Here is a 23,094-nt window from a genome sequence, read left to right on the forward strand (position 1 = left end):
GGATTGGAATGTGGCGCGGTCGGGCGGCGGGGGGATTTGGTGTTGATCAAGCGTCTCACGCCCGCCCCTGCCGGCCCCGGCTCTCGCCCGGGTCCCGGCCCGGCCAGCAGCCGAGATCCCGGCCGATGCCCGCGCTGAGCCGGCCCGCGCCGGGCCCGAGCCCCGCCTTCCCCCGCATCGACACCTTCCTCAAACACCACATCGCCGCCCGAGCCCTGGCCTTTGCTCTGGAGCGCGGTCTCGTCGATCGGCTCGCCACGCGCCCGATGCCGGCTGGCGAGCTCGCTGCGGCGCTGCGCCTGCCGCCGGAGAGGCTCGACGTCCTCGTTGGTCTTCTCGTCGCGAGCGGCGTCCTCTCCGACGGTTCCGCGGGTTCGATCAATCTCTCGCCGGCGTTCCGAGCCGTTCTGCCGGCCCGCGACCTGATCGAGGCAAAGCTCGCCTTCGCGACGGCGGCCGCGGACGATCTGAACACCCTCTTCCCGGAATTCATCGCCGACCTGCCGGCCTTCATGGAGCGCTCGCGGACCTTCGAGCTGTTCCGGTACGACCGCTGCTTCGAGGTGACGGAGGACAATCTCGTCGCAACCCGGCGCTGGGTTTCCTACACGACCTGCCTGACCCGTTACGAGGCCGGGCCCTGCCTGGATCGCCTCGATCTGGCGCGGCACCGTCGCATGCTCGATCTCGGCGGCAACAGCGGCGAATTTGCCGCCCAAGCCTGCGCCCGCGCCCCAGACCTCCGCGCGACCGTGGCCGATCTGCCCGTAGTCTGCGTGCTCGGCCGGGAGAACCTCGCGGGCCGACCCGAGGGGGAGCGCGTCGCCTTCCATCCCTGTGACATGCGCCGCGACCCGCTGCCGGAGGGGCAGGATCTCGTGACGTTCAAGTCGGTGCTGCATGACTGGCCCGAGACCGAAGCGCGCGCGTTGCTCGCTCGCGCTCACGCGGCCCTCGTACCGGGAGGCCGCCTCGTCATCTTCGAGCGCGCGCCGATGTCTCTCCGGAGCACAGAGTCCGATTTCGCGGCCTCGGCCAACCTCGTCTTTGAGCCGTTCTTCCGTCCGGCCGACTTCTATCGATCGGCCCTGCGGGGCGTCGGCTTCGGGCGCATCGCCGTCGCCAGCGTCGAACTCGAGACGGCCTTCCACCTCATCGAGGCGACCAAGCCTTGACCTTGACTGCAAACGGGCCGGCATTCGTCATCGCCATTTCCGGGGCGCCCGGCAGCGGCAAGACCACGCTCGCCAAAGCGCTTGCACGCGATCTCGGCGGCGCGCCGATCCTCGATTACGATTCCTACGAGCAGATCACGATCTGGCCACCGGAGCGGGTGGCGGTCTGGCTGGGGCGCGGCGCGCCCATCGCGGAGGTGCCGCTGCCGGGGCTCGCAGCCGACCTGGCAGCGCTCAAGCAGGGCCGGGCCGTGGCCGACCGTGCACGCGGCGGGACGATGCGCGTCTCCCGCGCGGGTCCCCGTGCCATCGTGTTCGACACTCTGCTCGGTCGTGCGCATCAGGATAGCGGCCTCCTGATCGACTATCTGATCTGGCTCGACGTGCCCCTCGACGTGGCCCTGGCGCGCAAGGTGCGCAGCTTCACCGCGGAGGCACGGGGCGACCTGCGCGCAGGTGCGTCCCTCCTCTCCCACATCGACACCTATCTCGGCCATTACGAGGACCTCTTGCGCCCGACCTACGCGATCCAGCGGCAGCGCGTGCGCCCGGGTGCCGACCTCGTCCTGCCGGCAGCGCCTCTCGCCGCCCTCCGCGATGAGGCGCTCTCCGCCCTGATGCGCGCCGTGCCCGATGCAACGAGCGAGACTTCGGAATGATGCGACCGCAGCCCGAGACCCCAGCGCCCCGCGTCGTCGTGGTGGGGGGTGGCCTCGCGGGCTGGATCGCCGCGGCCTATCTCCGCCGCGTCCTGCGCCGGCTCGGCGGGCCGGTGACGCTTGTGGCTCCCTCTAGCGTGTCGGCCACGGGCGTCCTCGCCACCCGGCCCGGCCTCACCCGTTTCCTGCGCGGCTTCTCCATCGACGAGACCGTGTTCATGCGTCGCTGCGGAGCGACGTTTCGCCTTGCGAGCCGGTTCGAGGACTGGTTCGAGGTGGGCCGCGGGCATTGGCACCCCTTCGGCGAGTGCGGACCACGGGTGGATGGGCTCGACCTGTTCCATTTCTGGCTGAAACAGGGCTTGGAGGCCGGAGACGCGGGCGCCTACGCGGACTACGCGCCGCAGGCCCGAATGGCGGCTGCCGGGCGCGGGCCGATGAGCGAGGCCGGCAGCTCGACGGCGATGGAGGCCGGAAGCTACGGCTACCACCTCGATCGCGCGGGTCTCGTCCGCTTCTTCCGGGAGGTCGCTCTCTCCGAGGGCGTACGGGTGGTGACGGGACGCGTCCAGTCGGCCGAGCTCGGCCTCCTCGGGGATGTCGCGAGCCTCTCGATCGACGGTGGAGGCACGGTCTCCGGCGACCTCTTCATCGACGCCACCGGCGCCGCGGCCTTCCTGATCGGCGAGACCCTCGGAGAGCCCTGGATCGATGGCCTCGCGGGAGCCTGTGATCGGGTCGCGAGCCTCGCGCTGCCGCCCGATCCCGAACGGCCGCCCTTCACGACCTATGCCGGATCGGCCGAGGGCTGGATGGCGCGAGTGCCCGTCGCGGGTCGCACCGAGGCGTCGCTCGCCTACAGTGCCACCCTGAGCACGCCGGAGGCCGCCGAGGCGGCCCTGCGCGGGTGGACCGGCGCGGATCCTGCCACCGCCATCGGTCATCGCCCCCTACGCATCGGTCGCCGCCGGACGCCATGGCTCGCCAACGTCGTCGCGATCGGCGCCGCGGCACGCGAGATAGGGCCGCTTGCCGGTCTCGAAACCGACCTCATCGTCTCCGCGCTCGAGGCGTTCGTGGAGCACCTGCCACGTGGGGAGGGAACGCCGGTGCTGAGACGGGCCTACGGCGCGCGGATGGCGGCGCTCGCCGACGAGACGGAGGGCGCACTCGCCCTGCACTGTGCGCTCGGCCGCCGTCCGGAGCCGGTCTGGGCGGCCCTGCGCGCCGGTTTCCTGCCTGACGCCCTGGCCGACCGCCTTGATCTCTACGAGATCGGCGGCCGGATCGCCCTGCCGGAGGCACAGCTCTTCGACGAGACGGACCATTACCATCTCCTCGCCGGCGCCGATCTGCTGCCGCGACGCCCCTTCGCACCGGTCGATCTCGCCGGCCCGCGCGGGCTCGGCAACTTCCTCGCCGGCATCCGCGCGCAGGCGGATCAGATCGCGGGCGCGATGACGCCACACGCCGTCCTGATGGAGCGCCTGCACGGCCCCACCGAGATAGCTCGCCCCCCCGCCCGGCTCGCGCCGGCCACGCGCCCCGCCACCGGTCCGGCGAGCCTGCGCCGCACGCCTGAGGGCGCACGGCTCGCGGACCTCGTCGCCGCGTTGGGCCAGCCCTTCGGCTACGAGCGGTCGGTCAAGGCATCCGACGGCGTACTGCAGACGGATCGTTTCCTGATCAGCGTCCACAAGGTCGGACTCGGGCCCGAGCCGGGCCCTGCGCTCTCCGTCCTCGCCGCCAAGCTCGGCTTGGGCGAGGCAGAGCGCGACGAGGCCGCGGCCCTCGTCGCGGATGCCGACATCGTCCATCTCGGCTACGAGGACGGCCCCTCGGGCGCCCTCTACAAACTCTACGTCGAGTGGTCCGCGCGCACCGATGCCGCCTGGGCGAGCGCCGAGAACGGGGCGGCGGACCCGATCCTCGTCCACCGTGCCTACAAGTGGAACTTGCAGCGGCCTGGTCCGGCTGTCGTCACCCTCTATCACTGGCCCTGGGTGCGAAGCGCCGACGAGATCGCCGGCCGATTGTCGCGGATCGGCTCGGGACAGGCCGGCTGGGGCGAGGCTGGCCCCCGTGTCGTCGGTATTGCGCAGGCATTGCTGCGTCTGGCCGAAACGCACGGGCGCGGCACGCCGCACTACCTGGAGGCCCGCGAGGCACAGGGGCCGCGGCTCTCCTACGACCTGAACCTGTACGATTGCCACCTGACGGTCGGACAGGCCGAGTCGCTGCTCGCCACGGCCTTCGTCGATCTCGATGTGCCGCGCGCCGAAGCGGCCTCGGTGCTCGCTGAACGCCGCGAGGACGTTCTCGGCCATGTCGCGGGCGGAGTCGGTCGGGACGGAAGGCCCTTCCTCACCGTCTATTCCCGCACATCCAGGGACAGGACAGGATGAGGCTCGACCCGGCCCGTATCGAGCTCGCCGAGCCGGGCGACCGCTACGCCGATTACTGCCTGTGGGATTACGAACCGCTCGGGCCGACCCGCGGGCGGCTGAGGCAGGCGACCGTCCTGTGGCATTCATTGGCCTGTGCGCGTGCGCATCCGCGCCTCTACGCGATCTGCGAGGCCTTGCGCGCCGGTCTGGGGCCGGGGCGCAGCGTCTGGGGCGCCAAGCGACGCGGTGACGTCACGACCTGGGAATTCTACTTCTACGATTATGAGCGGCTGGAGCGCACCGTCTCGGTGGAGCGCGTCCTCGAGATCCTTGCCCCGCTCGCTCCTTCTCGGCTCCGGTATTCCGGCCGCCGGCCCTACTTCATGTTCTCCCTCGATCTCGACGAAGCGCTGGCGCGGGGCGAGCGCGAGATCGATCAGATCAACATCTATGTCGGCAATCCCGGAAGCACCGTCTCATCGGGCCTGTCCTACGCGGTCACGGAAACGGATCTGCGCTTCGACAACCTCTACTGCTTCTTCGATGCACGCACCGAGCGAGACGCGATCCGTGACAAGGTCGCCTGCTCCGCCCATCTCGACCAGCCCGGCCTCGATCTCGACGCGATCCTCTGGCCCGAGCTGATGACGTGCCGCACCTTGGTCGTGGCCAACAAGCGCCTCTGCGACGGCATCTATTTCTCGCGGGTCGACATCGACCTCCTGATCGTCGCCCTTGAGCGACTCCACTATCCGGAGGAGGAGGTTGCGTTCCTGCGGGAGGAGCGGCGGCGGCTCGCGCATCTGCTCTTCGACGTCGGTATCGACTACGCCGTGGTGAACGGAGCGCCGAGGGTGACCAAGAGCGCCTATTACGGATTGCTGTGAGGCACGGGGGCCGATGACGGGACGCTACGATCACGCCGCCTACGTCTCCCTGACGATGGAGTTCCGCTGCAATCTCAAGTGCGTGCACTGCATGATCGAGGGCACGATGGACTGGTTGGCACCGGAATCCGACGCCCATTTCGAGGCCGTGCTCTCCGAGAATCTGCGGACGCGGCGCTGGACCGGCCTGATCCTGACCGGGTCGGAGATCACCCTACGCAAGGATCTGCCCGAACTCGCCCGGCGGGCGCGCGCCAGCGGGTTCGAGCACGTGCGCATCCAGACCCACGGCATGCATCTCGGCCAGCCGAGCTTCTGCCGACGGCTCGTCGAGGCCGGCGTCGACGAGTTCTTCGTGTCGATCGCTGGCTCCGATGCCGCGACCCACGATGCCCTGACGCTCGTGCCCGGCTCCTTCGAGAAGGCGATGCGCGGTCTGGAGACGCTCGACGCGATGCACGGGGTCGAGACCCTGACGAACACCGTCGTCACGGCGCGCAGCTACCATCTCCTGCCCGGCATCGTGCAGCGGCTCGCGCACCTGAAGCGCCTGACGCAGATGGAATTCTGGGTCTATTTCCCGATGGCGGAGCGGGACGAGAAGGACCTCGTCGCCTCGCACGCCGTCGTCCTGCCCTACTTGCGGGAGGCCGTAGCAGAGGCACGAGCGCTCGGCCGTGCGGTCGAGGTGAAGAACTTTCCCGAGTGCCTGCTCGGGGATCTGGGAGACGCGCTCGCCAACGGGCAGCCCGAACTCCACATCGATCCGGATTTCTGGCGCGAATTCGAGCGCAACGGCTTCTACCAGTGTATTCATCGCGAGAGCTGCGCGTCGCGGGAATGCCTCGGGTTGAACAGCGCCTACATCGCCAAGTTCGGCACCGAGGCCGACCTGCTGCGGCCGTTGCGTGGGCGCCGCGTCTGACTTCTGCGCGCTGCGCGCCGCTACCGCGGCACCTTCCCTGCCTGTTCGCGCCGACCGCTTTCACTCTCACGCCGGCGATCACCGGTGTTCTCCGGCGATTCGCCGGAGACGAGCGGGGCAGCGAACTGAGGCTCGCGTTACTCCCGCCGGCCGATCCTGAACCTGTGCGACGCCTCGCGCGTCGCGCGGAGCAATTCGTTTTCCCTTTCCGTACGGCGCAGCTTGGGTTTAATCTTTCGATACGGCTCGACGTGCGAAGTTTCGTGGGCTGAAAATCAGATTCGCCGGCGGAACAGCCGGGAACGACCGATCTTTCTGGGGGCATGGCATGAAGTTTGGACCGCTCTCGTTGCGCCTCACCGGCGCGGCGCTCCTGTTCCTCGCGGCCGCGCCCGGCGAGGCCGCCAACCGGAAACTCTTCGAGAAGATCGGCAAATGGGAGGTCGAGCGCGATTTCGCGGTCGAAGGCCCCCATGCCTGCCTCGCAGCCAAGCTCTACAAGGACAAGAGCGACGAGGACGCGGAGAACGCGATCGTGCTGAAGCGCGAGGAAGGGGCGATCGTCATCTCCCTCGGCTACGAGAACTGGGGCTGGGACAAGAAGGAGGAGGTCGAAGTCGCCTTCCTCCTCGACAAGCGCATGGTTCTCAAAGATTCGAAATGGACGGGTGACGATACGATCCTGGTGACGAGCTTTCCCGACAAGATTCTGCCCGACCTTGTCGGTGCCAAGAAAATCGTCCTGCGTTTCAGCGACGGAGACGCGGATTTCGATTTGGCCGGCTTGCCGGATGCCTACGATGCCTTGAAGCGCTGCGATGCGGCAGCGTCCGTCGCCGCGGATCTCGGGCGCGCAGTCGCTCCGGCGCCTGCGCCCGCTCCGCAAATCGCGGCTGCGCCCCCGGCCGCCGCTCCCGCTCCGCAGGTGGCAGCCGTGCCTCCGGCCGCCACGACGCAAGCCGCGGTACCGCTCCCGGTCGCGCCCGCAACGCCGAGTGCAGCCGCGGTTCCGGCCGCCCAGCCTGCTCCGTCCGCGGCCCCGGTCTCGCCGGCGCTGCCGAACAAGGAGCGCATCGCGGTCTATTTCTTCGGGAGCATGGTGCAGGAGGCGCTGAAGACCTGCGACATTCGCTCGACCGGCAAGCAGCGCATGGACCTTGACGCCAAGCTTGCTTCGATGAAGGCCGAAATGGCCCCGGTCGAAGCTGAAATCCGGCAGAGCGTGAAAGAGGCCCTCGCCGCGAAGCCGTGCCCGGGCGGTGCGGACCTCGCGAAGGTCGAGCGCACGCTTCAGAACTTCATCGACAAGTCTCCCGAGGCTTTCGCAGCGCAGATGGAGACCGAAGCTGCTGCCGCGCCGAAGGAGGCGGCGGCTGGCGCAAACCCTTGAACCGCCGATGCTGATCGGGAGGCGGGAGGGGATCTCAGGTCGACCAGAGTAGGAGTAGCCCTGCCTCCCGCCTTGCCTATAATGCGCCGCAATTCGAGCCCCGCACGAGCGAGCGCATGACGTCCCGCATTCCCGACTTCACGACGATTCCCTTCAAAGCGAGCTTTGCGGCTCCGCTGCCTACGGCGAGCGAGCCGTGGATGACGCCCGAAGGGATTCCGGTGAAGGGCCGTTACGGGCCCGAGGATCGCGCCGGCATCGAGTTCTTGAACACCTATCCGGGCGTCGCACCCTATCTGCGGGGCCCCTATCCGACGATGTACGTCACCCAGCCTTGGACGATCCGGCAATATGCCGGCTTCTCCACGGCCGAGGATTCGAACGCCTTCTACCGGCGCAATCTCGCAGCCGGGCAGAAGGGACTCTCGGTGGCCTTCGATCTCGCCACCCATCGCGGTTACGATTCGGACCATCCGCGGGTCTCGGGCGATGTCGGCATGGCGGGCGTCGCGATCGACTCGATCTACGACATGCGCACCCTCTTCTCCGGCATTCCGCTGGACGAGATGACCGTGTCGATGACGATGAACGGTGCGGTGCTGCCGATCCTCGCGCTCTACATCGTTGCCGCGGAAGAACAGGGCGTGCCGCCGCAGAAGCTCGCCGGAACGATCCAGAACGACATCCTGAAGGAGTTCATGGTCCGCAACACGTACATCTATCCCCCCAAAGGATCGATGCGGATCATCTCGGACATCTTCGCCTACACCTCGGCGAACATGCCGAAGTTCAATTCGATCTCGATCTCCGGCTACCACATGCAGGAGGCCGGGGCGACGAACGATCTCGAACTCGCCTACACGCTCGCCGACGGCGTCGAGTACATCAAGGCCGGCCTCGCGGCGGGGCTCACGATCGATCAGTTCGCGCCGCGCCTGTCCTTCTTCTGGGCGATCTCGACGAACTTCTTCATGGAAGTCGCGAAGATGCGGGCTGCGCGCCTCATCTGGGCGAAGCTCGTGAAGGAGTTCGAGCCGAAATCGGACAAGTCCCTGCCCCTCCGCACCCATTCGCAGACGTCGGGCTGGTCACTGACCGCGCAGGACGTGTTCAACAACGTCACCCGCACCTGCATCGAGGCGATGGCGGCCACGCAGGGGGGGACGCAATCCCTGCACACCAATGCCCTCGACGAGGCGCTGGCTCTTCCGACCGACTTCTCGGCCCGCATCGCCCGCAACACGCAGCTCTTCCTCCAGCAGGAGAGCGGCACCTGCCGCATCGTCGATCCCTGGGGCGGCTCCTACTACGTCGAGCGGCTCACCGCCGATATCGTGGCCCGCGCCTGGGAGCACATCCGCGAGGTGGACGAACTCGGCGGCATGGCGAAGGCCATCGAGGCCGGCATCCCCAAGCTTCGGATCGAGGAGGCAGCGGCCCGTGCACAGGCGCGCATCGATTCAGGTCGGCAGACCATCGTGGGCGTCAACAAGTACAAGCCGGACGACGAGCGCGCGATCGAGTTGCTGCGCGTCGACAATGGCAACGTGCGGACCCTCCAGATCGACAAGCTCAAGCGTCTGCGCTCCGAGCGCGACGAGGCCGACGTGCAGGCCCGCCTCGCGGCTCTCACGAAGGCGGCCGAGGGAACGGAGAACCTTCTCGCGCTCGCCGTCGACGCCGCGCGCGCCAAGGCCACGGTCGGCGAGATCTCCGAGGCGCTCGAGAAGGCCTGGGGCCGGCATCGGGCGGAGATCCGCTCGATCTCGGGTGTCTACAAGCGTGAGGTGGGTGGCATGTCGCCGGTGGTGGAGCAGGTCCGCAAGCTCGTCGAGGCTTTCGAGGAGAACGACGGACGGCGGCCGCGAATCCTCGTCGCGAAGATGGGCCAGGATGGGCACGACCGCGGGCAGAAGGTGATCGCGTCGGCGTTCGCCGATCTCGGCTTCGACGTCGATATCGGCCCGCTCTTCGCGACCCCCGCCGAGGCGGCGCGGCAGGCGGTGGAGAACGACGTCCACATCGTCGGTGTCTCCTCGCTGGCGGCGGGCCACCTGACGCTGGTGCCGGAATTGCGGTCCGCTCTCGCAGAGGCCGGGCGCGACGACGTGATGATCGTCATCGGAGGCGTCATCCCGCCCGCAGATTATGCCGCGCTTTACGAGGCCGGTGCGTCGGCGATCTTCCCACCCGGAACGGTGATTGCGGAGGCGGCCGTCAAGCTCATCGGCGAGTTGAATGAGCGCCTCGGCTACGTCGAGCGGCAGGCCGCCGAGTAATCGGCGGCAACGGAGGCACCCCGCCCGTCGATGAACCCTCCCGCCCTCCAGCCGTTGCTCCCGGCGAACGGAGATTCGGTTGGAGTACGAGATGGTTCGATTTGCCTGCGCGGCCGTGATCATGGCCGCGGCATTCGCTCACGGCGCGTCCGCCGCAGCGGAGGAGGCGCCCGGCACACCGTTTCTCGGTGCCCGTCCGCCGGGTCTCTTCAGTGCAACGAAGCTGAAGGGGCTTCGCGTCATCGGGCAGGACCATGTCCGGGTCGGGTCGATCGACGACGTGCTGGTGGACGAGGAGGGCAAAGTCCGCGCGGTCGTGATCGACGTCGGCGGCTTCCTCGGCATCGGCGAGAAGCAGGTGGCGGTCCCCTTCGACCTTCTGGCCTGGAACGCGGGCGGCGGCGAGACGACGCGCGCGACCTCGGTCGCGACGCCCGCCAATGCACCCTCCGCCGAGGCGACGCGATCGGCCGGACCCGAGACGATGCCGGGTGCTGGAACCAGTGATCAGGCCCTGGCCGCCGTCGAGGAGCGACGGAGCGGGACGGTCGACGGCACGACGGGATCGACGAGCCGAACGGACACCTCCCGCGGGCGGGCCACGGTGCCGATCGGGGAGCCGACGGAGGCCGAGATCCGACTGACCAAGGCACAACTCGAGGCTGCCCCGACCTTCGACGGCAAGCGCCGCTGAACTTCAGGCGCTCTGTTCTTCGAGCGGTTTTGCCGGCCGACACGCATCCTCGGGCCGTGTCATGCTCCAGTCGGGGCCGAAGGAAAGCCGTGGTTGCGTCCCCAGACGATCACTTCCGACCGCTTGTGCAGGCCGAGCTTGCGGTAGAGGGCCGCCGTGTGGTTCCGGACCGTGTTCCGCGATAAGCCGAGGCGTTGGCTGATCGCATCGTCACCGAAGCCTGAGCAGATCAATTCGAGCATCTGACGCTCGCGAACCGTGAGGTTCAGGGTGGCATCCTCGCCACTCCGGCCAGGGTGGCGCAGACTGGCGAGCTTCTCGATCAGTCCGCGACTGAACCACGACGTGTCCGCCATCACGGCCTCGATCGACGCGAAGAGTTCGCGCTCGCTCCGCTTGCGATTCGTGATGTCCTGCAGGACGCAGAGCAGAAAGTCCTCATCTCCAATCGCGACGCGCTCGGCCGCGATGAGACTGTCGAGTTCGCCACCGTCCTGATGACGGAGGCAGGTCTCGAATCCGGCAACGATACCGGTGGTGGCCACCTGCGCCTCGAATTGCTGCCGAGCCGTCTCCCGGATCCACAGCCCGACCATCTGGGGTGAACGCCCGATGACAGCCTCCTCCCCGTAGCCGAAGACACGGGTGAAGGCTGTGTTGACGCCGCTGATCACGAAGTCCGAGGCCCGCAGCAGCACGGTCGGCGCGGGTGTGAGGCGGAATGCCTTCTCGAACCGCTCTTCGCTCTGGCGCAACGCCGTCTCGGCCTTCTTGCGCAGTTCGAGATCGGCGAAGGTGAAGAGCATGCAGGGCTCCTCGGCCATCTCGATCGGCTGCCCTGCAACGATCACGAAGCGCGTGCCGCCCTCCGGCAAGCGCAGGCATGCCTCCATCTGCGGTATGGTCCGGCCCGCGTTGAGGCGCTCGATCGCCAATTCCCGGTTGAGGGCGCCACCCAATACGTCGAGTTCATAGACACTGCGCCCGATCACGTCGCTCCGGCGGTAACCGGTCATCTCCAGGAAGCCGCTGTTCACCTTGACATGGCGCAGGTCGGACAATCGGCAGATGACGGCAGGCGCCGGATTGGCGTTGAACGTCCGCTCGAACCGCTCCTCCGCCTCGAATTGCGGCGTGACGTTCTGCAGGATCAGGGCGAGGCAGGTGGGCTCGCCTGCCGCGTCGCGCACGATCAGGCTGCGCAGGGAGTGGACGAAGGCGATCCCGGGCTCCGTTCGGGACACGACATCGACGATCACGTCCTGGAAATGCTCACCCGCTGCGGCGCGCCGCATGGGCGGGGATGAGATCGCCCCGTCCTCTCGATAGCCTGACCGAAACTGCGCCTCGTAGTTCGCGATCGTGGCGCCGAGAGCCGGAAGGCTGGAGACGCCGTGCATGGCGAGGGCAGCGTCGTTCGCCCACGTGATGCGCCCATCGCTCTCGAGCAGGATGATGCCCTCGGAGAGGCCGGCGACGATCTGCCGAAGTTCCGATCGATCGACGCCTTCTGTCACCTTTGGTGCCTTGACCCTGCCAGAACGGATCCGAAAACCCAGCTACAACAGGGCCAAAACAGACAAGTTCCCATTTGTCAGAGTGAGGCCTCGTTGAGGGGAGACCATTCGGCCTCGCCGGAATGATGCGGCGAATTACGCGAAATCCCCTCCGACCGCCTGTTCTCCACGCGACTTCGTCATCGAGCGCGTTATGCGAGAACAATTCTGAGTTGTGTATCCGCGACGAGGCTGGGTGAGTCTCACTCGAAACGATCACGACGCCACCCCGTCGAAGCGCAATCTCAAGCAATCGTCGCCCGGCCAGACGTCTGATTTCTCGGACAGGGCGGAACCGGGCACCCGGACCACGATCCTCGATAGCGTCCGATCCTTCCTACCCCGCGCAGACCGCCTCAAGAGGCGAGCGCGGATTTGCGGCAGCCGCGATCCCACCAAGGTCGATCTGCGCCACGTCAGAGCCGCAGAGGCTCAGATGTAATGCCGGAAGACGACGCTCGACGTGGCCTCGGGTTTGACAGGGCTGGCTTGGCGAAGGCCGCCCTCACGGCAGGTCGCCGCGAAGGCGGGCATGACGAGAGCGGTGAGGGTGAGGAGCCAGCGGAAAGGACGGGCAGCGAGCATGCGAGCCTCCTCGACAAGGGGGCCGGCTGGTAGGCCCCGGATCATTCCTGGCGCAACCGGGCCGGAAAGGCCGTGCTTCAGCGCACACGGCCGCGCCCGGCGCCCCGTTTCGTGACGACCAAACCTCCGAGGGATGATCTAAGTTAGGAAATCTAGGCTGCGACTAATACTTTCGATCATCAAGACAAGCCGCCCTACTATAAGCTAAGACGATCGGGGACACAGACGGCGAAAGCCGCGTGAGGGGACTCGATGAGATCGCTGATCGGCATCGCGATCGTGCTCGCACTGCTCGGCACGATACCATCCCTGTCGCAGTCGCGCCGCGCCCTGATCTGCGTGGAGGAAGTGTCTGTCGGCCTCTCGCCCGCGGAAACCCCGGCCGTGCCGAAGCCCGAGCCGTTGGCGCCCCGTACCTTCTCGCTGATCCTCAACCGCGATATGCTGAATCTGATCTTCGCCGGCCGGACGGAGTTCTTCGAATGCCAGGAGGTCTACTACCGCGGTGAGGGACGCCGGCGAACGAACACGATCAAATGCCAGAACGCCACCAACTTCTTCACGCTCGACCTCGTGCGCCTGAAGTTCGCCAAGTCGCAGCTCAACCCCGAGGACCAGACCGAGATCAAGTTCAGCTATGGGTCCTGCAAGCCGCTGTGAGACCAGCATTCATTCGAGCATCATCAGCGCAGCCCCGTAGGCGAGGATCACCACCATCACGAACGCGATGAGGAGGATGAAGCGGCCTCCGGTCTCTCGGTCATCGGAAGGGTTCGGATCGTTGCCCATGCGACCGCCGACCATGTACCCGACGACGGATCATCCGTGAAGGCGGCAGATCTTGCCTGAACAAATGAACGCTCGCCATCCGCACAGAATATGGACGATCGCACCGCGTACGGACCCGTACAGGGCCAAGCGTTACTGTGCTGAAGTGGGCGCTAGACCATGCCTCTCAGCATCCGATGCAGATGTCGTGGACGGCTCGATCGCGTTTGGGGCCGGTGTGCTGATTGGGTAGGCGGCCCGGAAACGGAGCCGGATCGGCGGGTCGCACAATTACCGCCCTCCGGAAGCCCGTCACTTCGGGCATTCCGGGCTTTGCAACCAGCGCCATACCCTGCCAGGGGGTGGTCAAAGCCATCCCGCCCGCCGGGACGAAGCCAGGGCGCTCCGCCGCAGGCGCGGTCGTCGTCAGGCAGGCCAGGGCGAGTCCGGGAACGAGGTAGGATCGAAGGGTCATCAGGCGCCTCCGTCGCCGTCCTCAACGCTGCCGTCCCGTCGAGGTTGCAAATCCGACACGGGTCGGCCGAGGAGATCCGCACCATCGACGCCGAGCGCCCAGGCGAGACGGAGCAGTCCAGCAAGATCGAGGCCGCCCCCGTCGCCGGCCTCGACGGCACGCAGAAGGTCTTCGTCCAGATCGGACAGGTAGGCGAGATCCTCGCATGTCAGACCAAGCCTCAACCGGCTCCGCCGGGCACTGACGCCCAACCGGCGGAGCAAGTGGGCTGCGTCTCGCGCGCGGCTGGGCATGCCGCAGAGATGGGGGCGCCCGCGCGATTCCGGCCAGAGGGTGCGTCGCCATCGCCCCGGCGCATCCGCACCGTCGCGGTGAGCCTCTCGAACCCGGCAGCCGGCGATCAAGTCGCTGGGGCCGCAGTGAATCCCGATCCGCAGCGCGCCGCTCGGAAGGCCTTCTCGTGCTCTGGCGTGGAGGATGGGATGGCGCTCCTGACGAGCGGCATTCGCGGTCCGAACCTTGCTCAAGCGAATTTGACGCTCCGCATCCGCAGGGCGCCGCTCCTTCTCCTGCGCGGGCGAACCGCCGACAGGATCCGTCCGTTACGATCGGCGAGCGTTGCGGTGGCGGGGTATGGGTATGGCGGACGGATACCAGTTCGGAATCGAGGAAGAGCTCTTCCTGGCGAGCGCGCGCTCACGCTCGGCACCGCGTCGGTCGGTCTCGGCCTTCCACGCGGAGGCGGAGCAGCAATTCGATTCGGTCGAGCGGGAACTGCTGAAGAACCAGGTCGAGATCTGCAGCGCTCCCTCGTCGAGCTTTCCGGAGACACGGGCCGCGCTCGTGCGGCTTCGCTCCGGCCTTGCCGGGGTCGGACGCCGGCACGGGCTTCTCGTCTTCGCCGCCGGCACCCACCCGACCGCTCTCTGGCCCCACCAGCAGCAGACCGAGAAGGCGCGCTACGAGGCGATGATGCACGATCTGCAGATCGTCGGGCGCCGTTCCATCGTGTGCGGCCTCCACGTCCATGTCGAGGTCCCGCGCCCCGAGCGGCGCGTCGACACGATGCAGCGCCTGATGCCCTTCCTCCCCGTGCTTCTTGCGCTCTCGACCTCCTCGCCGTTCTTCGAGAAGCGCCGCACCGGACTCGCCGGCTACCGGCTGCGGGCCTATGCCGAGCTGCCCCGGACCGGACTGCCGGAACTCTTCCACGACGCGGCGGATTTCGATCGCTACGTCAAGGGCATGACGCAGGCGGGCGCTGTGAAGGACCCGACCTATTTCTGGTGGCAGATCCGCCCATCGGTGCGCTACCCGACCCTCGAACTGCGCGTTGCCGATAGCTGCACGCGCATTGCCGACACGATCACGATCGCGGCGCTGTATCGGTGTCTCGTCCGCCTCGTCGACCGGCGGCCCGACCTGCATGCCGGGATGACCGGCTCCTCCCGCGGCTTCGTGATGGAAAACCTCTGGCGGGTCGAACGCGACGGTGTCGCGGCGACCCTCATCGACGAGAGGAGCCTCCGCGCGATCCCGCTATCCCAGGCGCTCGACGAGATCCTTGATCTGACCGCGGAGGATGCCGCGATCCTCGGTTGCCGCGCCGAGTGCGAGCATGCGCGGCGGATCGCCCGCGAGGGGTCGAGCGCGGACCGGCAGGTGTCGATCTACGAGGCGGCTCTGAGCGAGGGCCGGCCCGAGCGGGACGCGCTGGCGGCCGTGATCGACTGGCTGGCAGACACGACGGCGGCCGACAGCTGAAGGCCGCCTGGCCCGCAGGCCGCGAGGCTCGATGCCGGCGGGTGAGGCGCAAGACGCCACGCCCGAGCTCCAGTACGATATCTAACTCATTCTGAACGCGCCACTTTCTCGCCACGCACCAAGTCCTAGGCTTGGGGTGGGTGTTGGTGTGTGCGTAGCGTAGGAGAGCGGTATGGGCGACCGGAGTCAGGAAACCCTCGCCACCATTCTGGAGAATGCCTGGGCGCAGACACAGGCCGTTCGTGAGCGGAGTGGGATCGTCATCGAACTTCGGTTCACCACCCTTGGCCTCACCGTCGTCTCGAACGACTTCCTGTGCGGACGCATGGTGAGTATCTCTTGGAGCGACTTGAGGCGGGCCGACGATCTCGCCGCCCGGCTGTCGGACGCGATCGAAGCGGTCGCCGACCAGCCGCGGCGAGATCTGCGCGCGCCGCACGGATCGACGCACCGAGAGCCCGCTCCCGCGGCGGCCCGAAGTCAGGAGGCCCATCGAAGGCGCCGGTCCGTCGGCCGGTCGCCTGCCAAAACAAGCCGCGCCGAGCGCAAGCGTTCGCAGGGCTGACATGTTCAGGCAGGCGAGCCGGGGCCGCGGGCGGAACCCATGTGGCCGTCGCATGGCAGGGCCGTGACGCGCCGTTCCCGGCCCTCCGACACCGCAGTGCAACAGCAACCGGCATGCGGTTTGCTCGTTCCCATTTCAAGAAGAGAGAGCAGTTCGGAGGTAGCGCCCGGAACGCCAGAGGATCACGGCGCATGCTCTACGGCCTCTACTTCCTGACCTGCCTGTCCGCGAACCCGACCCATTGCGTGACCCGCGTGCATTATTTCAGCGAGGAGGTGACCACTCCGCAGCAGTGCCTCACCGTGGCGCAGCCGCAGATGGCGCAGTGGCAGCGGATGCACGAGCGCTGGCGCGTGGAGAAGTACCGCTGCGGCAAGCCGCCAAGGGACGATGGTGCGCGGATCTGATCAGGCCATCGGAACCCGCCTTCTCGCAAATTCGGCGCTCGACGGGCCTGCGCGATAGCATCGCATCCGCCATCCGCTCGGGCCGCGGCGCCGTCATCCAATCCTGTCGTTCGCCGCGCGGGATGAACCGATCGTGCAACGCGCATCGTCGGCCCTTCCGGGCGCGGGAGCGGACCTCGCCCCACCGCTGGTTGACATACGTCTCTCACTCCCGGATGCGGGCAAGCCGCGACAAGATCGGGCGCATCGCTGCGGCCCGCTCGTTTGTTGCAGGCGTGTGACGCTCGCTCTTTAAGCGCATGGTCAGCACTTATCCTCACACGGTGGTCAGATTTGGGGTGTTATTCGCTGGGCCATCCACCCTCGGTCCGCAGTCGCCATCCGATCATGTCCACCGCCCTCGACAATCTCCTGTTCACGCATCGTGAAGTCGTCGCCGTCGCCCTAAGCTCCAGCCTGTTTCTGGCTGCCGTGCTTCTCGGGACCTGGATCGTCACCTGAGCCGGCCCTCACGAAGCCGGCGCGCACTCCCCACCGGCCTGACGCCGCCGTGATCGGCGGCCCTCGTAAGACGATACAAAGATGTCGCGAGGCATCCTGGCAGCGAGACCCGCGGGCCGAGTTGCCGATGACATCTTCGAACACGTACCGCTCCCTGGCGCGCCGACTCGGCCGCGCCGTGGTCAGCGCCGTCCTCATCGCCCTCGTCGTCGGCTCGGGTCTGACCGTTCTGAGCGAGGCCGGCCGCTATGCCGCCGACAAGCGCGATGCCCTGCGCGCGGTCGCGACGATCTTCGCCAGCGCGACCGCGAAGGCCGTCGCGGCAGGTGATGAGGTCGCGGCCGCTGCCGCTCTTCGAGGCATTGCCGAGCAGCGCAACGTCACCTACGCCGCCGTCGTGCGCGCGGACGGCTCGCTCGTCGCGGAGCAGGGCCTCGGCCTGCGCCTCGCCGACGATCTCGATCTCGACCGGAAGGAGGGCGTCTCCGCCGTCGATCTCGCCCTGACCCGCTCCGTCCGTCTCAGCGTGCCCGACATCGATGGCGGACGGGAGATCGGGTCCGTCACCGTCGTGGCCGAGACCGCCGACCTCGCCGAGCGCCTGCTGGCCGTTCTGCAGAATGCGGCTCTCGCCGCGGTGGCGGCCGTCGCGATCGGTCTCCTCGTCGCCTGGCGGCTGCAGAAGGCACTGACGACCCCTCTGCGCGCGCTCGCCGAGACCATGAACGCGGTGCGCGAGAACCACGATTACGCGCGCGCTGCGGCCGTCACCACCAACGACGAGGTCGGCGTCCTCGCCACGACCTTCAATGGCCTTCTCGGCGCCGTGCGCGAACGCGACCAAGCCCTTGCCGAGCACCGCGCGAGCCTGGAGCAGGAAGTCCTCGACCGCACCGTCGACCTGCGCGAGGCCAAGGACATGGCGGAGGCCGCGAATGCGGCCAAATCGACCTTCCTGGCCACGATGAGCCACGAGATCCGCACGCCGATGAACGGCATGCTCGTGATGGCAGAGCTTCTCGCCGGCGCCGATCTTCCCGCCCGCCAGCGGCGCTACGCCGAGGTCATCGCGCGCTCCGGTCAGAGCCTGCTGGCCATCATCAACGACATCCTCGATTTCGCGAAAGTCGAGTCGGGCAAGCTCGAACTGGAGCGCATCCCCGTCTCGACCTCCGATCTCGTCGACACGGTCGTCACCCTGTTCGGCGAGCGGGCCCGCGCGAAGGGCCTCGACATCGCGGCCGAGGTGGCCGCCGACGTGCCCGCGAGCTTCGTCGGCGATCCCGTCCGGCTCGGGCAGGTGCTCGGCAATTTCGTCAACAACGCGCTGAAGTTCACCGAGACCGGCCATGTGCTGATCCGCATCGCCGCGCTCGGGGCAGGCGGCATCGAGATCCGCGTGAGCGACACCGGCATCGGCATCCCGGCCGACAAGCTCCCGACGATCTTCTCGGCCTTCTCCCAGGCCGACCAATCCACGACGCGCCGCTTCGGCGGCACCGGTCTCGGCCTCTCGATCGCGCAGTCGCTCGTCGCCGCGATGGGCGGCGAGATCGGCGTCTCGAGCGAGGTGGGTGTCGGCTCGACCTTCTGGATCCGACTGCCGGTCGAGGCTCTGTCTCCCGCAAACCCGACAGAGCGGGCGCCCTCCGTCCTGCCGCTCGTCGGCATCGCGGGTCTCGGCTCCGCGACAGAGGCTGCGTTGCGAGCCGGGCTCGACGCCGCGGGCTTCACTGCGGCCGCGTCTAGCGAGAATGGAGCCGTCCACTGGGTCGTCGCCGCGGACGCGCTGCTGCGGCAGGGTCGGCGGCCGTCCGAGGGCGGCCGGGTTCTTGCCGTCGCGCCGATGGGGGATGCGAGCGGACCACAGGTGCAGAGACGCGGCCTCGCCGACGAGGTGCTCCGCTGGCCCCTGGTGCAGGCCGAGTGGCAGGCGGCGCTCGCCGCGCTCGCCGGGGGGCACCCCTTCGCGAGCGGCGAGGCGTCCGCGACCGCGTCAGACGAGCCTCCTCGGTTCGCGGGGCTCCGGGTGCTCGTGGCCGACGACAATGCGGTCAACCGAGAGGTCGCGTCGGAGGCTCTGCACCGCTGCGGCGTGACCGACATCCGCATGGCGGAGAACGGCCGCGAGGCGGTCGATCTCGCTCTGCAGGGCAGCATCGACCTCATCCTCATGGACGGGAGCATGCCGGTGCTCGACGGGTTCGATGCATCGCGCGAGATCCGCGCCGCAGAGGCGGCGGGCAATGCGGATCGCGTGCCGATCTTCGCCCTCACGGCCCATGTCATCGGCACGGCGGCCGATGCCTGGCGGGACGCGGGCATGGACGGTGTCCTCGTGAAGCCCTTCACCCTGGCCGACCTCGCCCAGCTCCTTGCGTCGATCGCCGATCCCGCACCGAGGGTCTTCGAGCCTGCGGCGGCGGGAGCCGATATGCAGCCCGTTGCCGAAACGGAGACGCCGCTCCTGAACCTCGACACCCTGGCGAGCCTGTTCGAGATCGCCGAGCAGAGCGGGACCGACTTCATCGATCGCCTGTTGCGGCTATTTCGCGAACATGGGCCGACGGCGCTCGAGGCGCTGCAGGTGGCCATCGACTCCGCGGACGCCGCCGCGGTGGCGAGCGCCGCCCACAGCCTCAAGTCGATGAGCGCGAATATCGGCGCGGCGGCACTCGGCCACGAACTTGCGCAGATCGAGCGCGGAGCGCGGATCGAGGCGGTGTGCCCAGAGGCCACGATCCTGCCCATCCTGCGCACGCTGTTCGAACGGACCAGCACGGAACTTGAGGGCGTCTTCGCGCAGAAGATCGCGGCCTGAGGGGTTTCTTCCGCTCGCGAGGAGCAACGAAGCGCCGCGGCTCAGGTCGCGATCAGCGGGCAGGCCTGTCCACCCGGGAGGATGACCTCGTCTCGACCGTTGACGGCCTTGCCTTCGCGCACCGGCCAGAGCGTGGTGTAGGAGAAATCCCAGCCGTTGAGCACCGGGACCAGCTTGAAGACCGCGCGGTAGCGCATCTTCACCTCCGCCATCACGAACCGCGCTCCCTCCGTTCGCATTCCGAGCGGTGCCGGCCCGATCGTGGAGCCCGCGGCGCGGGCCGTATCGCGCTGCGCGGTGCTGGAGCAGACCTTCGCCACGTACCCGTCCAGGGTCTTGTAGATGCCGCCCGCGGTCAGCACGATCCGCGCCGTTCCGACATCGTAGGGTGTCGCGACAGCCTGCACCGCGGCGAAGACCGCGTCGAGATTCTGGAAGTCGTTGCGCGAGATGAGATCGGCCATCGTGCTGGCGCCGTAGGAGAGACGCCGGCCGGTCGAGAAGGCGCGCGGCACGTCGATCGTGGCGGTGAAGAGGAGGATCAGCGCGGGCGCGATCAGCGCGAATTCGACGGCGCTCACGCCGCCGCGTGCCGCTGCGAACCGCCGCAGATGGCGTCGCACCGTGCTCACGCCGCCGCGTGCCGCCGCGAACCGACGCAGATGGCGTCGCACCGTGCTCACGCCGCCCATCCGTCGGAATTGCGGGAACGCGACGGCGCAAGGCTGCCGCCGCGGGTGGATCCCTTGCGGCGTGAACGCGGGCGGATCGGAGCGCTCCACGGTCTCAGCATGGACCGCCCCGCCGCGCGGACCGTTTCGGAGACAGCATCCGGCAGGAGCGCCCGTGCAGATGCGCGCCCCCGGTCAGTGTGGGGCCGATACGGTCTGCAACAGACGAGAGAGAACCGCCGCCGACCATCTTCCGAAACGTCCTCCCGCTCTTTCCGGGACAGTCTGCGCAGGCAAAGCACAAGACAAGGTGAAACAGATGGCCAACGTTCAAGAGATGAATTCGCGTCGTTAACGCTTTCTCATCAGGAGCAATTCCCGCGGCCCTCGCGATACCGCGCTGCATTGGCGTGCGGCGGCGGATCGTGGCCACTGGGGCGCGGGGCGCAGAAGCGCAACCGCAGAAACAAAGCTCTCGCTAACACACTCAGGGGTTGCTCAAACACTTGCCCGAAAGGTCGAACGGTTTGGCAAGATTCTCGGCATAACAATCGGTTTCCAAGGGGAGGGCGGCTTCGGCACGGGTGGAGATGATGAGGGTACTCGTCCTCGACGATGCGGAGATGAACAACCTCCTGATGGTGGAGGCTCTGCGCCCTATCGCGGATTGCCGGTCGCACGATTTCACCCGGCCCGCGGACGCGCTCGGTTTCGCCGAGGCGCATGCGCAGGATCTCGGCGCGATCCTGACCGACTACGACATGCCTGGCATGAACGGGGTCGCCTTCATCCGGGCGATCCGGGCAATGCCGGCCCTCCTTCACGTGCCGATCGTGATGGTGACGAGCATCGAGGAGCGTCGGCTGCGCCGCGAAGCGCTCGAGGCGGGCGCCACCGATTTCCTCAACAAGCCCTTCGATCCGATCGAGATTCGCGCCCGGGTGGCGAACCTGCTCGCGCTCAGCCGCGCCCTGCGGCAGGAGCGCGCGCACGCGGAGATCCTCGAGCGGGAGGTCGCCGCGGCGGTCGCCACGGTGGAAGCTCGCGAGCGGGAGATCATCACGCTTCTCATGCGGGCCGCCGAGCATCGCGACACCGATACGGGCAACCACATCGCCCGGGTGGCGAACTATGTCGCGCTGACCGCGGCGGCGCTCGGCTTCTCGGTGGAGGAATGCCGGCAGATCAGCCTCGCCTCGACGATGCATGACGTGGGCAAGATCGCCGTGCCGGACTCGATCCTGCTGAAGCCCGGCCCGCTGACGGGGGCGGAGCGGGACGAGATGGAGCGGCACGCCGAGCGCGGGCAGCGCATCCTGGAGACGTCGTCCTCACCGATCGTCCGGCTCGCAGCCGAGATCGCCGGCACGCATCACGAGCGCTGGGACGGCAGCGGGTACCCGAACGGCATCGGCGGAGAGACAATCCCCCTGTCGGGCCGCATCGTCGCGGTCGCCGACGTGTTCGATGCGCTCACCACGGCGCGTCCCTACAAGCAGGCTTGGTCGCCGCAGGAGGCGCGCGCCTATCTCCTCGACAAGAGCGGGTCTCATTTCGACCCGGGCGTCGTCGCGGCCTTCCTCAGCCGTTGGGCCGACATCGCGGCCCAGCTGAATTCGGTGAGCGAGGCGGCATGAACGCGGCGAGCTGCCGGACGATCTGACATGCACGAGACGACCAAAGACCGGATGTCCGCGGGGCGCCTTGGGGCTGCGGCGACACGCTTTAGACGGGCATGGGACAGCATGCGGGGTGGTGAGACGGGCCGGAGCGGTTCCTGGCCGGGCAGCGCGTGGCGGCGTCGCGCGAGTCTTGCGGCGCTGCGCACCGACCGGCGCGGCTCGGTCGCCGTGCTCTTCGGCCTCGGGGCGACGGTGCTGATCGGCCTCGCGGGTGGAGCGAGCGACTATGCGCGCCTGATCCACCGGCGCAGCCAATTGCAGGCGGCGGTCGATGCCGGGACTCTGGCCGGCGGCAATGCCCTGAAACTCGCCGCCTCGACCCCGGCCAGCATCGTCGGCCTCACCGAGCAGACCATCCGCGACGCCGCGAAGGCCGCCCCCGATCGACCCATCACCGTCAACGTCACCGTCTCCGAGGACCGTACGGGCGTCTTCGCGCGGGCGGAGGAAAGCATTCGCCTCACCTTCGGGGCATTCGTCGGCTACGGAAGCACGATTGTCGCCGCAAAAGCCCGGGCGAATATCGTCGGCCGGATGCGGCTGTGCATGCTCGCCCTCGATCCCGGTGCGGCGGGCGCGTTCAACCTGCAGAAGAATGCCCAGGTCACGGCCAACAATTGTTCGCTGTACTCGAATTCCCGCAACCCGATGGGGATGGTGGGCGGCGACAACGCGCTCGCCAAGGCCCAGACGATCTGCTCCTCGGGCGGCTATCTCGGCCCGAGGGCCAACTTCTCACCGAACCCCCAGACGGATTGCCCGGCGATCGAGGATCCGCTGAAGGACCGGCCGGCCCCGACGATCGAGGCGTGCCGGGAGCTGCCGTTCCCGCTAAATCTCCTCAAGCTCACCGAGAACAAGATCGACACCACCGTCACCCTTGAGCCCGGAACCTATTGCGGC

General features: G+C 68.0%; 19 protein-coding genes. 15 read left to right on the forward strand and 4 right to left on the reverse strand.

Features of this window, described 5'->3' with window-relative positions; translation table 11 throughout:
• Positions 1–125 precede the first annotated feature (125 nt).
• The 8 genes from E1J50_RS20595 to E1J50_RS20630 all read left to right on the forward strand — a co-directional run bounded on the left by E1J50_RS20595 (position 126) and on the right by E1J50_RS20630 (position 10,396).
• Positions 126–1,175 (forward strand): methyltransferase, encoded by a 1,050-nt coding sequence (locus E1J50_RS20595; RefSeq protein ID WP_132255671.1) that lies wholly within the window; start codon positions 126–128, stop codon positions 1,173–1,175.
• On the forward strand, positions 1,172–1,834 hold the full coding sequence (locus E1J50_RS20600) for an AAA family ATPase (RefSeq protein WP_245516672.1): 663 nt from the start codon (positions 1,172–1,174) through the stop codon (positions 1,832–1,834). The genes E1J50_RS20595 and E1J50_RS20600 overlap by 4 nt, the downstream gene beginning before the upstream one ends.
• Complete coding sequence (locus E1J50_RS20605) at positions 1,831–4,239, forward strand: tryptophan 7-halogenase (protein WP_132255672.1); 2,409 nt, start codon at positions 1,831–1,833, stop codon at positions 4,237–4,239. The genes E1J50_RS20600 and E1J50_RS20605 overlap by 4 nt, the downstream gene beginning before the upstream one ends.
• Positions 4,236–5,108 carry a hypothetical protein gene (locus tag E1J50_RS20610; RefSeq protein ID WP_132255673.1) on the forward strand — a complete coding sequence of 291 codons (873 nt, stop codon included), beginning with the start codon at positions 4,236–4,238 and terminating at the stop codon, positions 5,106–5,108. The genes E1J50_RS20605 and E1J50_RS20610 overlap by 4 nt, the downstream gene beginning before the upstream one ends.
• A gap of 13 nt (positions 5,109–5,121) precedes the next feature.
• Positions 5,122–6,033 (forward strand): radical SAM protein, encoded by a 912-nt coding sequence (locus E1J50_RS20615; RefSeq protein WP_132255674.1) that lies wholly within the window; start codon positions 5,122–5,124, stop codon positions 6,031–6,033.
• A gap of 349 nt (positions 6,034–6,382) precedes the next feature.
• Entirely contained in the window at positions 6,383–7,423 is a 1,041-nt protein-coding gene (locus E1J50_RS20620; RefSeq protein WP_132255675.1) for a hypothetical protein, read from the forward strand.
• 116 nt (positions 7,424–7,539) lie between these two features.
• Entirely contained in the window at positions 7,540–9,702 is a 2,163-nt protein-coding gene (gene scpA / locus E1J50_RS20625; protein WP_132255676.1) for a methylmalonyl-CoA mutase, read from the forward strand.
• Positions 9,703–9,793: 91 nt separating this feature from the next.
• A complete protein-coding gene (locus E1J50_RS20630; RefSeq protein WP_132255677.1) occupies positions 9,794–10,396 on the forward strand; it encodes a PRC-barrel domain-containing protein in 603 nt (200 codons plus the stop codon).
• 59 nt (positions 10,397–10,455) lie between these two features.
• Here E1J50_RS20630 and E1J50_RS20635 read toward each other — a convergent pair whose 3' ends face one another.
• Positions 10,456–11,913 carry a helix-turn-helix transcriptional regulator gene (locus tag E1J50_RS20635; protein ID WP_132255678.1) on the reverse strand — a complete coding sequence of 486 codons (1,458 nt, stop codon included), beginning with the start codon at positions 11,911–11,913 and terminating at the stop codon, positions 10,456–10,458.
• Between the two features lie 471 nt (positions 11,914–12,384).
• On the reverse strand, positions 12,385–12,537 hold the full coding sequence (locus E1J50_RS27505) for a hypothetical protein (protein WP_165937933.1): 153 nt from the start codon (positions 12,535–12,537) through the stop codon (positions 12,385–12,387).
• 252 nt (positions 12,538–12,789) lie between these two features.
• Here E1J50_RS27505 and E1J50_RS20640 point away from each other — a divergent pair, with 252 nt between their 5' ends.
• Positions 12,790–13,197: a hypothetical protein gene (locus E1J50_RS20640; protein ID WP_132255679.1), complete on the forward strand. Its 408-nt coding sequence runs from the start codon at positions 12,790–12,792 to the stop codon at positions 13,195–13,197.
• Between the two features lie 9 nt (positions 13,198–13,206).
• On the opposite strand, the gene E1J50_RS28370 is transcribed toward E1J50_RS20640, so the two are convergent.
• Positions 13,207–13,341 (reverse strand): hypothetical protein, encoded by a 135-nt coding sequence (locus tag E1J50_RS28370; protein WP_281024583.1) that lies wholly within the window; start codon positions 13,339–13,341, stop codon positions 13,207–13,209.
• 1,078 nt (positions 13,342–14,419) lie between these two features.
• Here E1J50_RS28370 and E1J50_RS20645 point away from each other — a divergent pair.
• The 4 genes from E1J50_RS20645 (at position 14,420) to E1J50_RS20660 (ending at position 19,838) form a co-directional block, all read left to right on the forward strand.
• Positions 14,420–15,544, forward strand: coding sequence for a carboxylate-amine ligase (locus E1J50_RS20645; RefSeq protein WP_132255680.1), 1,125 nt, complete (start codon positions 14,420–14,422; stop codon positions 15,542–15,544).
• Between the two features lie 172 nt (positions 15,545–15,716).
• Complete coding sequence (locus tag E1J50_RS20650) at positions 15,717–16,109, forward strand: hypothetical protein (RefSeq protein ID WP_132255681.1); 393 nt, start codon at positions 15,717–15,719, stop codon at positions 16,107–16,109.
• Positions 16,110–16,300: 191 nt separating this feature from the next.
• Positions 16,301–16,516 carry a hypothetical protein gene (locus E1J50_RS20655; RefSeq protein ID WP_132255682.1) on the forward strand — a complete coding sequence of 72 codons (216 nt, stop codon included), beginning with the start codon at positions 16,301–16,303 and terminating at the stop codon, positions 16,514–16,516.
• Between the two features lie 628 nt (positions 16,517–17,144).
• Positions 17,145–19,838: a hybrid sensor histidine kinase/response regulator gene (locus tag E1J50_RS20660; protein ID WP_132255683.1), complete on the forward strand. Its 2,694-nt coding sequence runs from the start codon at positions 17,145–17,147 to the stop codon at positions 19,836–19,838.
• A 41-nt stretch (positions 19,839–19,879) separates the two neighbouring features.
• Here the strand turns inward: E1J50_RS20660 and E1J50_RS20665 are convergent, their stop codons facing one another.
• Positions 19,880–20,419 carry a TadE/TadG family type IV pilus assembly protein gene (locus E1J50_RS20665; protein ID WP_132255684.1) on the reverse strand — a complete coding sequence of 180 codons (540 nt, stop codon included), beginning with the start codon at positions 20,417–20,419 and terminating at the stop codon, positions 19,880–19,882.
• A 683-nt stretch (positions 20,420–21,102) separates the two neighbouring features.
• Here E1J50_RS20665 and E1J50_RS20670 point away from each other — a divergent pair.
• Both E1J50_RS20670 and E1J50_RS20675 read left to right on the forward strand, forming a co-directional pair.
• Entirely contained in the window at positions 21,103–22,146 is a 1,044-nt protein-coding gene (locus tag E1J50_RS20670) for an HD-GYP domain-containing protein (protein WP_132255686.1), read from the forward strand.
• Between the two features lie 108 nt (positions 22,147–22,254).
• A partial coding sequence (locus tag E1J50_RS20675) for a TadE/TadG family type IV pilus assembly protein (protein ID WP_207919259.1) occupies positions 22,255–23,094 on the forward strand: 840 nt, incomplete at its 3' end.

Origin of the sequence: Methylobacterium segetis, assembly GCF_004348265.1 — a bacterium.
Classification (GTDB): domain Bacteria; phylum Pseudomonadota; class Alphaproteobacteria; order Rhizobiales; family Beijerinckiaceae; genus Methylobacterium; species Methylobacterium segetis.